This is a genomic window from Gilvimarinus sp. F26214L (genome assembly GCF_054401055.1).
The window spans coordinates 77,653-89,698 of the sequence record NZ_JBTIYG010000012.1 but is presented as its reverse complement, the minus strand read 5'-3'; the positions used below and the strand labels follow the sequence as shown (position 1 = coordinate 89,698).

The window sequence follows — 12,046 nt, the reverse complement described above, 5'->3', positions numbered from 1 at the left end:
GTGTTCACATCAGGTTGGGCAGCACCAGTACCAGTACGGGTACCGCGACGAGCAGGGCCAGGTGGGTGAAATCCGCGATCAGGAACGGAACGATCCCACCGAAGATGGTTTTCAGGGAAATGTCCTTGCCGATACCGTGAATGACAAAAGCATTCATCCCCACGGGAGGCGTAATCAGGCCAATCTCCATGGCTCGCACGAGGATGATGCCGAACCAGATCCCGTTGATCCCCGCCGCCTGAACGATGGGAAAAAAGACGGGAATGGTCAGCGCCATCATGGCCATGGCATCGAGGAACATGCCCAGGAAGAAAAATACCGCGAGAATGCTGAGCACAATGGCCAGTTGGGATGTGTGGCCGTCCAGCATTACGGCGGAGAGGCTGGTGGCCACCTGTGAGGCTGCGATAAAGGTGCTGAAAATGAAGGCCCCGATGATGATCACATAGAGCATGCCCGCCGTTCGCAGGGTATCGATGAGCGCCCGCTGTAACCCGTCCCGATTGAGGCGCCCACGAAGCAGGCCGATGGCGATCGCGCCGAAGGCGCCCACGGCGCCCGATTCGGTGGGGGTGAACCAGCCGATCAGGAGGCCGCCGATAACCAGGGCGATCAGTACGGCAATATCGCCAATCTTTTTCAGTGCCGCCCAGCGTTCCCCCCAGGGAACACGTGTCACGGCCGGGCCCAGGTTGGGCTTCCAGCGGCAGAGAAGCACAATGGTGATCAGATAGAACACCGCCTGTAAAACTCCCGGGATCACTCCGGCAGCGAAGAGCTTGCCGATGGATTGCTCGGTGAGAATCCCGTATACGATGAGCATGCCGCTGGGCGGAATAAGGCTGCCGACGGTGCCGCCTGCGGCCACGCAGCCCGCGGCCAGGCCGGGGGCGTACTGGTGTTTACGCATTTCCGGAATGGCCACCATGCCCATGGTGGCAGCAGTGGCCAGGCTGGACCCGCTGACCGCGCCAAATCCCGCACAGCCGCCCACCGAGGCCATGGCCAGACCGCCCCGGTGGTGCCCCCAGAATTTTGCGGCCGCATCGAAAAAATCCCGACTCGCTCCAGTAGCAAAGCAGACGTGAGCCATCAGCAGAAACAGGGGTAAGACCCCGAGCTCGTAGTGGGAGGCGATCTGAAAGCTGATGACGCCGGACTTGATGAGGGCCGCTTCCGGCGAGAGCAGCAGGCACAGGCCTCCGAAACCCACCGTGCCCAGGGCAAAGCCGATGGGCATACCCCCGGCCAGCAGAACCAGCAGGACAACAAAACCCCCGACCCCGATCAGCTCCGGGCCAATCATCGTCCTGTCTCCGCTTTCGTGCGCAGTTGCCCGGCGAGCACCAGCAGGGTCACGGCCGTTGCCCCAGTGAAAATCATCCGGAAGGGCACAATCGGGATGCCCAGCAAGGGACTGGCTTCGTGCAGAGTCCAGACGTCATAGAGCAGCCAGAGGTTGCCAACCGTAATCGCCACCCAGAGAACAATGCCAAACAGAATCCCCAGTTTTTCCACCACGGCCCTGGGCCCTGGCGGCAGGCGATCCAGAATGAGGCGCGCGGCGGCGTGGCTGCGTTCCACAGTTGCGTAGAGCATGGCGCTGGCCGCCACCAGCACGAAAAGCAACTCAACCACCTCAACGGAACCCGGTAGGGGCAGGTTCAGATGCCGGCCCAGGACGCTAACCGAAATTACCAGCAGGGCAGCAAACAATGCCAGTGCGCCGATACCCCTCACCATGGCGACAGGTAGCGCAATGTTTCCCGGTTCATATTGCGGAGCCGATTGGGGCATGCTCTTGTTCCTCCTGTGGATGGCCGCTTGGGTCGATTCAGAAGATATGGATTCCGAACACCTTGGGGTTCTCTTCCGTTATGTTCTTTGTGTGTTGCCGCACTGCCGGGCCTCTTGGCCGCGTCCGACGACGCTGCTATAGTCGCACCTTATTAGTTTGTAATACAAACGATTTAAGTGTAACCACGTGCCGCTTTCCAAGTCAACGAGCCCACTCGGAATCGGCACATCGTCTTTGGGGGCTGGTCCATGTCCGCTACTGAATCGATGGCACTCCAGGGCATTCGTGTGCTGGATTTCTCCCGTTTTCTACCCGCTCCGTTCTGCGCCATGATGCTGGCGGACTTCGGGGCCGATGTCATTCGCATCGAGCAACCGGGGGAGGTGGCCAAGCAAGCGAAGATCTTTGGTCGCGAACGCCTCAGTCCGGCGGAGATGCGCCGCCTGAAACGGCGCGAGCAGGTGAGCCGCAACAAGCGCTCGCTGCTGTTGAATCTGCGGGACGAAACGGCCCGCGCGGCAGCGCGGCGCATGCTGGCGGATTGCGACGTGGTGATTCACGATTATCGTCCGGGGGTCATGGAATCCATGGGCCTCGGTTATCAGGACGCCACGGCCCTGAACGCGGGGCTGGTGTACTGCGCGGTTTCCCTGTGCGGTCAGACGGGCCCCCGGCGGGAAGCCCCGGGTCACGATCCGATTGCACTGGCTCTGGCGGGCGCTCTGGGGCGCTTTGGCGATGAAGGCACGCCGGCGATACCGGGATTGCCGGTGGGCGATATGTCCACGGGGTTCCAGGCGGTGATCGGCATTCTGCTGGCGCTGCGGGCGCGGGATCAAAGTGGAGAGGGGCAATTGGTGGACGTGGCCATGTCCGACTGCGCGCTGGGGCTGATGACTTCGGTCATGCAGCGCTACCTGGTGGATGGGCGGGAGCCGCCCCTGCAATGGAGCGGCGGTAACATGGGGCTCTGGCAGGCGGCGGACGGCGGTTATGTCTGCACAACGGATCTGGAGCCCGCGTACTGGGAGAAATTCTGCAGGGCGGTGCAGCGCCCGGAATTGATTCCCCTGCAATTCGACGCGCAGCAGCAGGACTATCTGCAGTGCGAACTGGGTGCTTTGTTTCTCAGCCGTAATCGCGACGAATGGTGTGCCCTGCTGGCCGAGGCGGGTACCCAGGTTGCCCCCGCCTATACGCTGGACGAAGCCCTCGGCGACGAACATGCCCGGGCGCGGGGCACCGTAAACGAATACCCGGACGAAGACGGGGTTCCCGTCACCCAGATCGGCCCCGCCATCAAGCTGTCCAAGACACCGGGAGCGGTTCGTCGCCTGGCGCCAATGCCGGGCGAGGACAGCGTAGCGATTCTGGAAGAGTTCGGCTTCAGCAGCGAGGAAATCGGCAGCTTGCTGGCAGATCGCTAGCAGGCGCTCTGAACCGCGCCGTCCGCTTCCAGTCGGCGAATATCCTCGCTCGAGTAGCCCAGGGCTGAGAGCAGCGCGCTCGTGTGCTCGCCTATGGCCGGTGCGTCGGCCAGTTCTTTCCGCGCCCAACTCCCGAGGTCGAAGCCGGGCCCCAGAGTGTGGCTGCGGGGCTCTCCGCCTCCGCCGGCAATGGGAATCTTCAAGTGCCGTTCCTGCAGATGGGGGTGGGCGGTAATGTCCGGCACGCTGCGAATGGCCGCCGAGGGCACACTCACCTGGTTGAACAAGACTTCCCATTCCACCGCGGAGCGTTGGGCCGTGGTTCTCTCAATCTCCTCGCGCAGCGCATTTTCGTTCTCGATACGCAGTTCGCGAGTGCAAAACCGCAGGTCATCCACCAGGTCTTCCCGCCCCAGGGCACCACAGAGGGCTTCATACTGGCGTTGGGTGTTGGCGCCGATGGCGATGTCCCCATCCCCCGTGCGGAAGGTGTCCGACGTGGGGCTCATGTTGAAACCGCGGTTGCCCACTTTTTTCGGCACGTCCCCCGCAATCAGCCAGGGAGCCACCATGGAGATCATCAGGTTGAGGGAGGCGTCCAGCATGGCCACATCAATGTACTCCCCGGTCCCCTGACGTTCCCGCTGGAGGAGGGCGGTAATGATGGCTGTGGCGGCGGTGTAGCCCGCGAAAGTGTCCAGCACGGGAAAGCCCACCTTCATGGGTTTGCTGCCCGGCTCACCCGTGAGCGACATGACCCCGGACATGGCCTGGACCACGTGATCGTAAGCGGGGTTGTCCCGCAACGGGCCCCGCTGGCCGAAGCCGGACACGGAGCAATAAATGATTTTCTCGTTCTCCTTTTGGCACTCCTCGAAGCCGAGGCCTAGTCGCGCCATAACGCCCGGGCGGAAGTTCTCCACCACCACATCGGCGTTGCGGATCAACTTGCGCGCGACCTCCCGCGCAGAGGGGTTTTTCAGGTCCAACGCAATGGACTCCTTGCCGGCGTTGACGGCGATAAACGGCGGTGCGCAGTCTTTGAATTCGGGGCGCGTATCGTAATGCCGCATCACATCTCCCTCTCCGGCTCGTTCGACTTTGATAACCCGGGCGCCGAGAGTGACCAGGGTATGAGTGCAGAATGGACCGGCCATGACGTGGCTGAAATCAACGACCGTAATGCCGGAAAGAGGCGCGCTTCTGTGCATCTTGAACCCCTGTGGATTGGAATGGACGGGCAACGGAGCTGAAGTCTAAGATCGAATAGTTTGTAGTGCAAACTGTTTTCTCGGGCCGCAGCGTGGTAATCTGGGAAAAAATATAACAACGAGGTGATCAGCGCATGTGGACCTGCAATCTCCGTGTTCGCCCATCCAACTTTCTGTCCGGGCTCGTTATCCTTGTGTTTGGTACTGGCGTGCTTGGGGCCGGGCTGCTTCCCCTGCAGGCCCAGGCTCTTCGCGTGGAGGAGCGCGACGGCGAATCCATTTACCACCTTAGCTATGGCTCCGCGCTGAGCCCCACCCATACCTTCAGCCAGGCGGACTGGGACTGGATTCGCTATGTGGAGAACAAGAGCGAAGGGCGTCTTAAGGTGAGTCCGTTCTGGTCGGGCACGCTGATCTCCAGCAGCCAAAACGTATTCGAGTTGCGCCACGGGGTTACGGACGTGGCCATGATTACTCCCATTTACATGCACGCGGGCATGCACGCCACACGGGTGCAAACGGGCTTTTACGCGGGCGCCCACGAGATCGAGACCCAGGTGGAAGTTTTCCATTGTCTGATGCGGGACTTCCCCGTGTTCGGCGAGGAGTTGGAAGGCATGAAGATCCTGGCGGTGCAGGGGGGTACACCATCCTATCTGTTGACCCGGGATCGACCGATCCAGACTCTGGAGGATCTGGCAGGTCTGCGCCTGCGCGCACCCACAGCGCTGGTGCCGGTGGTTTACGCCCTGGGCGGCGACCCGGTAATGTTGCCCATGGGCGACGTGTATCCGGCATTTTCAAAAGGAATTATCGACGGGGTGCTGACTCCCGAGGACACTTTGCTGTCCATGCATTTCGCGGAGATTGGCCGCTACCTCCTTCGTCTGGCCATGCACCGGGGCGCCTATCCTTCCCGCGCAATCTCGGATCGGAGCTGGAAACAACTGCCTCCCGACTTGCAGCAGTTGCTGAGGGACAGCGGCCGCTACTGGGAGCAGCGCATTGCGCACTATGTGCTCCAGGGCAACGCGGTGGCCGTGGATTACGGTCTGGAAAAGGGCGTGAAAACCGTCACACCGGACGACGCCGTCCAGCAGCACTTCGATGCGGTTTACAACGACATCGCCCGTCGCGACGCCCACGGCCTCAGCAAGTACGGCATCAATGGTGTGGCGATTCTCGACCGCGTCAGTCACTTGATTCAAAGGTTTAATAACGGGCACGAGCTGAACTGCCCCTAGGGATGCCGGCCCGCGGCCCCTCGACCGTACCCGCCCCATATCCCGCCACCTGTCTCCGGTCTCTCGCTTCTCCTCTCTCGGCTTCTGCCTCTCGTCCGCCGTCTTGTAAAGTCTCTTGATTTTCCGCGCAAACCAGCGTAATAATTCGCTCTGCAAATAGTTTGTATAACAAACAAATAATAAACCGGTGGCCCGAAGTAGCCCGCGAGGTTGTGGCCAGTCAGAGCAAAAGGGGGATTTATGCCACGCAAGCGCTCGACCTCAACCTCAACCTCACCCTCAACCTCAACCTATTGCATTACCCTGGCCGCGGCGATCGGTGTCGCGAGTTCGTGGTCGTCGATGTCCGTTGCCCAATCACAAAATTCCGAGGCCATCGAGGAGGTGGTTGTAACCGGGTCGCGTATGCGCGGGGTGGAAGCTCCGGTGGGTTCGCCGGTGATCGATCTGGATCGGGACTACATCGCCAACTCGGCGGCCATCTCCGTTGATCAGATGATCAAGGAACTGCCCCAGGTTTTCGATCTGGGCGTGTCCGAAGCGTCCCGCGGCCAATCAGGCGGCAACGGCAACATCGTCTGGGCGAACTCGGTCAATCTGCGCGGGATTGGTCCATATGCCACCCTGGTGCTGGTGGACGGCCACCGGGTGAACAGCAACGCGCGCTCTATCGATCCCTCCATTCTCCCCTCCCTGGCTCTGGAGCGGGTTGAGGTGTTGGCGGATGGCTCGTCCGCGGTGTACGGCTCCGACGCTGTTGCCGGTGTGGTGAATCTGATTACGCGACGGGAGGTGGATGGCGCGGAAGTCGTAGCCCGGCGCGGTGTGGGGAGTGACTACGACGAGTACAAGGTGGGCGCGTCCTGGGGGACGACCTGGGACAGCGGCTCTGTATTTCTCGCGGCAGAAAAAGGCCTTCGCGATCGTCTGAACGGCATGGACCGGGATTATTTTCGAGCCTATCAATCCGCCACGGCGGACTACCGGGTGAATCGCTGTGCGCCGGGCAATATCGTTGTGAACGGGACCAGCTATGCCATTCCCGAGGAGGGGGTTACTCCTGCCACAGCGGGGAACCTGGATGCAGGAACCGTGAACCGTTGTGAAAGCCTTGCGCATCAGGATCTGCTGCCGCGGCAGGAGTACGACAACTTTGCCTTCACTTCCACGTTCGATCTCACGCAAAGTCTATCTCTGTATGTGGATGGCTATTGGTCGGAGCGGGATTTCAGTCGTAATCCGGACTTCATGGACGGCAACCTGACCGTGCCCTCCAGTAACGCGTTTTTTGTGGATCCCTCGGGGGCGGGTGCCACGGAAACCACCGTGCAATATTCCTTTATCGATGACCTGCCGCAAGATGAACAGACCGGCTTCCAGCGCAACTGGGAATTGACCACTGGTTTCAAGCTGAATCTGCCCGCCGACTGGTTGCTGGAAGGCCTGGTGACCTATGGTGATTTGCACGAGCGCTCCGAGTCCCTGCGCGGAATAAATTCCCGCGCCCTGGACACAGCCCTGGCGAGCAGTGACCCCGCCACTGCGTTTGATCCTTACGGTTTGAACCGGAGCAGCCCCGAGGTTATCGCGGCTATCAGCAATCAGATCTTTATTGCCGACACCTACAACGAGTTGCTGGCTTACGAACTGCGTGCGGATGGCGGACTGTTTGAATTGCCCGGTGGCATGGTGAGACTGGCCGTTGGTCTGGAATCCCAGGAGCAAACCAATGAGCCGGGCGTGCAACGAGGCAGCCCCGGCGTCGCCATGCGCCGACCCACCTACGAGCGGGATGTGGATTCCTACTATGGCGAAGTGCTGATTCCCATCGTGGGCGCGGATAATGCGCTTCCGGGAGTTCAAAGCCTGGAAGTGAACGTGGCCGCGCGCACCGACGACTACAGCGACGTGGGCTCCACCTCCAATCCCAAATACGGCGTCAACTGGTCGCCTGTTGATGATCTCACCGTGCGAGCCAGCTACGGCACATCATTCCGTGCGCCGTTGTTCTCTCAGTTGTACGGAAACTCCTCCGCGTTGTTTGTGCAACCTTACTCCGATCCCACCCAGGGGGGTGCCGTGGTGCCCGGGGTCGCGCTCTCCGGCGGGAACCTGGAACTGGAGCCGGAGGAAGCCACCACCTGGTCCGTGGGTTTTGATTACCGGCCGGAGGCAGTGCCGGGTCTCGGTGTGAGTCTCACCTGGTTCAACGTGGAGTACGAAGGGCAGATCGAAACCTATCTGGCGGACCTTTCCGTGCTGAGTCGGGAAGATGACTTCCAGGGCACCGGCATCATTCTGCGTGACGCGGAAGCCGAGGCCATGGTGCAGAGCCTGTTGGCCGATGGTCTGGGCTATGCGCGCGGCGTGCCCCCTTCGCCGGTCGCCCTTTTCGTGGACGGTCGTACCAACAATCTGGGCCGCTCGGAAACCACAGGGCTCGATTTTGCCATCGACTATCTCTGGTCGATGGGAGACTGGGGTGAAATGATCGCGCGTTTCGGCGGAATGTACATCGACAGCTACGAGGTCTCGATCACGCCAACCGGCGCCATGGAAGATCTTCGTAACACGATCTTCAATCCACTGACGTTCAAGAGTCGCACCAGCCTCGACTGGAACCTGGGACCCTATATGGCACGGCTGGTGTGGAACCATGTGAACGGGTATGAAAACGACCGCGCATCCAACCCGGAAACAGTCAGCGCCTTCAACACCTTCGATCTGCGAGGCGGGCTGACCCTGGGCGATCCGGAAGGCGAGGGTTGGACCGACGGTTTGATGCTGGGCCTCGATGTGATGAACCTGCTGGACGAAGAACCACCCTACGTGAATATCGCCCCCGGCGTGAACGGCGGGGGCGGCTATGATCCTACGGCGGCGACCCCGGTGGGCCGGGTTGTGGCTTTGTCCCTGCGCAAAAAATTCTGACTTCGGTCAGCCGTGTGCTCTTCGCTGGACAGGGGGGTCCGGCATTTTTTATTCAGGGTTAATCCTGGGTCTTCTCGTCCTGGTAGACCCGCTGAAGAAACTCGATGAACTGGGCATATTCCGAGGCGCTGAAGCGGCGACGGAACCGTTGCTCGTGAGTCTGCAGGTTGCGCCGCAGGGTTTTCACCTTGCGTTTGCCCTTGGCGGTCAGGAAGAGCTCGTGTCGACGGCGGTCTTCCTTCGCCTGCTTGCGGGTTGCGAGGCCTTCTTTCTCGAGCCGGTACATGAGGGACACCACCGAAGCCTTGTCCAGATCCAGAAGCCGAGAAATATCGGTCTGGGAGATGCCGGGATTATTGTCGATGGCCGACAGCATGCCCACCTGACCGGGCCGCAGACCGCCATCCCCGACCTTCTGGTTGAAGCGGCGCCACAGGCTCAGGTGGGCGCGGCGCAGGTGGTGGCCCAGCATCTGGGAGAGTTCCGGCATTTCGGGTGTGGAGGTGCCGGTCGTTTTTTTTGGTTTCATTCGCTCGCCCCGCAGCAAAGAAGATTGAAATGGTCGGTCAGCCTTGCCCGCTGAAACTGGACTCCCGGCACAGGGAGCAAGGCTAAAAAACGTAAGGAAAGGTTATTATCCCCCAAGATGCGGCGGAAAAACCATCTGCGTCGGCGCTTGAGAGCGTAAAACTTGCCTCGCAAGAGCGTTTACCGGGAACGAGTCCCCTTTTTTCGTACCGCATGACTTGTTTGTGCGGACCGGGCAGCCACAAAAAGCGGGTATGCTATAGACATGATTTCCTGCAGATACACTGCAGACGCGCAAAGAGTATGGGATGAAACGATCGATCCAGAACACCGGTCAACCGGTTAAAATACGACGTCCGGCAACCGTGCTTCCGAAGTTCAGGTACGCCCCCAAATCCGCCGACCGACCTGCCGGGTCGAGGATTTTCGCCGCTGCCTGCTGTGTCGGCCTGGTTGGCCTGGCTCTTGTACTTTCGGGCTGTCAAAGTCGTGCGGAAGAGAACCCTGCCGCTCGAAGCGGCGCAGCATCAAATCACTGGTGGAGTCCCGGGCAGGGAGATGAATTTCCAGAGCGGTCCGATTACCCCAACGAATTCGGCCTGTTACGGGTATACAACGCTGACGGGCCGGTCAGTACAGCGGGTCATCCCTTTTTTGAGCCGCTGGGCCCGAACGGCCGCGCCTGTGTAACCTGCCACCAGCCTGCGGACGGGATGAGTCTCTCTGCGCGAACCGCCCGGGCGCGATGGGATGCGACTGATGGCAAGGACCCGCTGTTTGCCGCGGTCGATGGCTCGAACTGCCCCGATCTTCCCCAGGACGATCCGGCCTCCCACTCGCTATTGCTGGAACACGGCCTGATTCGCATTTTCCGCCCCTGGCCCCCGGAGCCGATCTACGGAAAGCCTGTTGAGCCCCAGTTCACGATCGAAGTGGTCCGCGATCCCACCGGCTGCAACACCGGTGCTGACTTTGGTCTTGAGAGTGCCCGGCCCATGATTTCCGTTTACCGGCGCCCGCGCCCGGCGGCCAACCTGAAGTACATCACCGCCGTGGGCTTTCCCTTCGAGCCCAAGAATGGCCTGCCGTTGCCACTGAATCCCGCCACCGGTGAGCCCATGAGCGGCAACATTACGGCGGATCAGCGGGTGTGGACGCTGGAGGAGCAGGTGCGGGACGCCATGCGCGCCCACCTCCAGTACGAGGGCGAGGTGGCCGAGTCGATGGTGGAGAAGATCGTGGAATTCGAAACCCAGGTTTTCGCCGCCCAGGCCTTCGATCATCGCGGGGGGGATCTCAGTGATAACGCGCGTGGCGGCCCTGAACATCTGGCGGCTGCCGATGCAGGGGTTTTGAATTCCGGGCGCGGTCTGCTGATGTGGGACGAGTACGAAAGCTGGCTGCCCCTGCTGGACGAAGACGGCCACGACCTATTCCCGGACCTCTCCCGGGAGCAGCGCCAGTTCCGCAAGTCCGTGGCCCGCGGCGTTAAATTGTTTCGGGATCGGACTTTTCTGGTTCGCGACAACGCCGGCATCACCGACATGGGCTTCGGTAATCCGGTGCGCAACGACTGCAACTTCTGCCACAACATGACCAAGTCGGGAATGGATGTGGCGCCGGGCCAGGTGGATCTGGGAACCACCAACGAGCCGTTTGCCGAGCCGGCCCCTCATCTTCCGCTGTTCAAGCTGACCTGCAAAGCGGAGTTTCCGCCTCACCCGCATCTGGGCCGTGAGGTTTATACCAGCGATCCGGGGCTGGCGCTGACCACGGGCCGATGCAAGGACATTGGCAAAATCACGATCCAGCCCATGCGCGGTCTGGCTGCGCGTGCGCCTTATTTCTCCAACGGCTCGGCGAAGACCCTTCGTGAGTTGGTGGACTATTACGACCGGCGCTATCGAATGGAGTTGTCGGAGCAGGACAAGCAGGATCTGACCAATCTGATGAGTGTGCTGTAATGAGGAAGACTGCGCTGATTTTGTTTGCGACGCTGGCTGCCGCTGCCAATCCCGGGAGTGCGGAGGATGCGGGAGAAGGGGAGGGCACGCGCCTGGGTGAGCGCCGTTTTATTGCCTGCCCGGTGTATCGGGACAGTGATGCGGGCCCCAAGTCCGGCTGCTGGCTGGCCACGAACCGGGAAAGCGGCGAACGCTTCGATGTGAGCGGAGCGCGCAGCAAGCCGATGATTGGCCGGCAGATTCTGGTGGAGGGGCTTGTCTCGGATCTGGCTGCTGATTCCTGCGGCGCGACGGTGCTGGAGCCGGTGCGGGTGTCGGTTCTGCCGGAGCGGTGCCCGGAGTACATCATTGCCGGTGAGAACTATCCGGGGCGCAAGTTCGCTTTGCCGCCGGAGGTGATGCAGCCGCTGAGCGTTCCGCGCACGCTCCCGGAGGGGCCGTATGAGGATCGCACGTTCACAATTCTTTTCAACTTCGATTCTTCGTTTCTGAATTACCAGTACAGTGAGATCATCCTTGAGAAGGCGGCACTGTACATTCGCGCCAGCGAGCCGGCGTCGGTTGAGGTGCTGGGCTTTGCGGCTACGGAGTCTTATGGGGTGTCGGGCCGCGTGTTGCGTGAATCTCTGGATTTGGCAAAAGCGCGCGCGGAACAGGTGGCACTGGCCCTCGGTCGTCTGGTCCCCGGTGTGAAGACGGACATTCAATGGAAGGGGAGTCCTGAAGTTATTTCGCAATCGGGAGCGGCGGGGCTGGATGAAGAGAGCCGGCGTCGGGTGGAAATTCGCATTTCGGTTGATTAGTTGCGTGGTGGGATTGAATACGGGTTTTTCGGTGCAATGGCAGGAATCCGCTGCTCCCTGCAGTGACACGCCGTGAACCCATCCCTGGGGGCTCTTCACCAGCATCCCTGCTGGTGAAGGTCACTACAGGGAGCAGCGAA

At 60.9% G+C, this 12,046-nt stretch carries 9 protein-coding genes; 5 read left to right on the top strand and 4 right to left on the bottom strand.

Features of this window, described 5'->3' with window-relative positions:
* Positions 1–4: 4 nt before the first annotated feature.
* Positions 5–1,306 (bottom strand): TRAP transporter large permease, encoded by a 1,302-nt coding sequence (locus tag ACURWW_RS13560; protein WP_445618056.1) that lies wholly within the window; start codon positions 1,304–1,306, stop codon positions 5–7.
* Complete coding sequence (locus ACURWW_RS13555) at positions 1,303–1,797, bottom strand: TRAP transporter small permease (protein WP_445618055.1); 495 nt, start codon at positions 1,795–1,797, stop codon at positions 1,303–1,305. The genes ACURWW_RS13560 and ACURWW_RS13555 overlap by 4 nt, the downstream gene beginning before the upstream one ends.
* Before the next feature lie 249 nt (positions 1,798–2,046).
* Between ACURWW_RS13555 and ACURWW_RS13550 the strand changes: the two genes are divergently transcribed.
* On the top strand, positions 2,047–3,225 hold the full coding sequence (locus ACURWW_RS13550) for a CaiB/BaiF CoA transferase family protein (protein WP_445618054.1): 1,179 nt from the start codon (positions 2,047–2,049) through the stop codon (positions 3,223–3,225).
* On the opposite strand, the gene ACURWW_RS13545 is transcribed toward ACURWW_RS13550, so the two are convergent.
* Complete coding sequence (locus ACURWW_RS13545; RefSeq protein ID WP_445618053.1) at positions 3,222–4,436, bottom strand: CaiB/BaiF CoA transferase family protein; 1,215 nt, start codon at positions 4,434–4,436, stop codon at positions 3,222–3,224. The genes ACURWW_RS13550 and ACURWW_RS13545 overlap by 4 nt on opposite strands.
* 134 nt (positions 4,437–4,570) lie before the next feature.
* On the opposite strand from ACURWW_RS13545, the gene dctP reads away from it, so the two are divergent.
* Together dctP and ACURWW_RS13535 are read left to right on the top strand one after the other, a co-directional pair.
* A complete protein-coding gene (gene dctP, locus ACURWW_RS13540; protein WP_445618052.1) occupies positions 4,571–5,680 on the top strand; it encodes a TRAP transporter substrate-binding protein DctP in 1,110 nt (369 codons plus the stop codon).
* 342 nt (positions 5,681–6,022) lie between these two features.
* Positions 6,023–8,611: a TonB-dependent receptor plug domain-containing protein gene (locus ACURWW_RS13535; protein WP_445618051.1), complete on the top strand. Its 2,589-nt coding sequence runs from the start codon at positions 6,023–6,025 to the stop codon at positions 8,609–8,611.
* A 58-nt stretch (positions 8,612–8,669) separates the two neighbouring features.
* On the opposite strand, the gene ACURWW_RS13530 is transcribed toward ACURWW_RS13535, so the two are convergent.
* Positions 8,670–9,140 carry a MarR family winged helix-turn-helix transcriptional regulator gene (locus tag ACURWW_RS13530; RefSeq protein WP_445618050.1) on the bottom strand — a complete coding sequence of 157 codons (471 nt, stop codon included), beginning with the start codon at positions 9,138–9,140 and terminating at the stop codon, positions 8,670–8,672.
* Positions 9,141–9,852: 712 nt separating this feature from the next.
* On the opposite strand from ACURWW_RS13530, the gene ACURWW_RS13525 reads away from it, so the two are divergent.
* Together ACURWW_RS13525 and ACURWW_RS13520 are read left to right on the top strand one after the other, a co-directional pair.
* The gene (locus ACURWW_RS13525) at positions 9,853–11,103 is read left to right on the top strand and encodes a hypothetical protein (RefSeq protein ID WP_445618049.1); all 1,251 of its coding nucleotides are present in this window, start codon (positions 9,853–9,855) and stop codon (positions 11,101–11,103) included.
* Positions 11,103–11,906, top strand: a complete 804-nt coding sequence (locus ACURWW_RS13520; protein ID WP_445618048.1) for a hypothetical protein — start codon at positions 11,103–11,105, stop codon at positions 11,904–11,906. Before ACURWW_RS13525 ends, ACURWW_RS13520 begins: the two co-directional genes overlap by 1 nt.
* Positions 11,907–12,046: the final 140 nt, after the last annotated feature.

Coding starts and splice junctions, on each gene's coding strand:
- ACURWW_RS13545 (WP_445618053.1), bottom strand. CDS start 4,436: ATGCACAGAAGCGCGCCTCTTTCCGGCATTACGGTCGTTGATTTCAGC.
- dctP (WP_445618052.1), top strand. CDS start 4,571: ATGTGGACCTGCAATCTCCGTGTTCGCCCATCCAACTTTCTGTCCGGG.
- ACURWW_RS13530 (WP_445618050.1), bottom strand. CDS start 9,140: ATGAAACCAAAAAAAACGACCGGCACCTCCACACCCGAAATGCCGGAA.
- ACURWW_RS13555 (WP_445618055.1), bottom strand. CDS start 1,797: ATGCCCCAATCGGCTCCGCAATATGAACCGGGAAACATTGCGCTACCT.
- ACURWW_RS13560 (WP_445618056.1), bottom strand. CDS start 1,306: ATGATTGGCCCGGAGCTGATCGGGGTCGGGGGTTTTGTTGTCCTGCTG.
- ACURWW_RS13520 (WP_445618048.1), top strand. CDS start 11,103: ATGAGGAAGACTGCGCTGATTTTGTTTGCGACGCTGGCTGCCGCTGCC.
- ACURWW_RS13550 (WP_445618054.1), top strand. CDS start 2,047: ATGTCCGCTACTGAATCGATGGCACTCCAGGGCATTCGTGTGCTGGAT.
- ACURWW_RS13525 (WP_445618049.1), top strand. CDS start 9,853: ATGAGTCTCTCTGCGCGAACCGCCCGGGCGCGATGGGATGCGACTGAT.
- ACURWW_RS13535 (WP_445618051.1), top strand. CDS start 6,023: ATGTCCGTTGCCCAATCACAAAATTCCGAGGCCATCGAGGAGGTGGTT.